Origin of the sequence: Clostridium sp. YIM B02555 (genome assembly GCF_022320955.1) — a bacterium.
In the GTDB taxonomy this organism is placed as follows: domain Bacteria; phylum Bacillota; class Clostridia; order Clostridiales; family Clostridiaceae; genus Clostridium; species Clostridium saccharoperbutylacetonicum.
Window position 1 is genome coordinate 36,552 of the sequence record NZ_JAKJJY010000035.1, and the last position, 814, is coordinate 37,365.

Below are 814 nucleotides of genomic sequence, written 5' to 3' on the forward strand. Positions count from 1 at the left end.
AGTATAGCAGCAAATACTACGTTGTATGCGAAGTGGACAGCAGTACCTACAACATATACAGTAACGTATGACGGAAATGGAAATACAGGAGGAACAGTACCAACAGATTCAACAAGTTATACAGGAGGTCAAACAGTAACTGCGGCATCAAATAGCGGAAGCTTAGTTAAAACAGGTTATACCTTTGCAGGCTGGAATACAGCAGCAAATGGAAGTGGAACAGATTATGCAGCAGGAAGTGGTACGTTCAGTATAGTAGCAAATACTACGTTATATGCGAAGTGGACAGCAGTACCTACAACATATACAGTAACGTATGACGGAAATGGAAATACAGGAGGAACGGTACCAACAGATTCAGCAAGTTACACAAGTGGTCAAACAGTAACCGCGGCAGCGAATAGCGGAAGCTTAGTTAAAACAGGCTATACCTTCGCTGGTTGGAATACATTAGCAAATGGAAGTGGAACAGATTATGCAGCAGGAAGTGGAACGTTCAGTATAGCAGCAAATACTACGTTATATGCGAAGTGGACACCAGTACCTACAACATATGCAGTAACATATGACGGAAATGGAAATACAGGAGGAACGGTACCAACAGATTCAGCAAGTTACACAAGTGGTCAAACAGTAACCGCAGCCTCGAATAGCGGAAGCCTAATTAAAACAGGCTATACCTTTGCAGGTTGGAATACATTAGCAAATGGAAGTGGAACAGATTATGTAGCAGGAAGTGGTACGTTCAGTATAGCAGCAAATACTACGTTATATGCGAAGTGGACAGCAGTACCTACAACATATACAGTAACAT

At 42.0% G+C, this 814-nt stretch carries 1 protein-coding gene; it reads left to right on the forward strand.

Translation table 11 applies throughout. The features are described from left to right. On the forward strand, window positions 1–814 hold an 814-nt coding region (locus L3B98_RS27545), incomplete at both ends, for an InlB B-repeat-containing protein (RefSeq protein ID WP_238919050.1).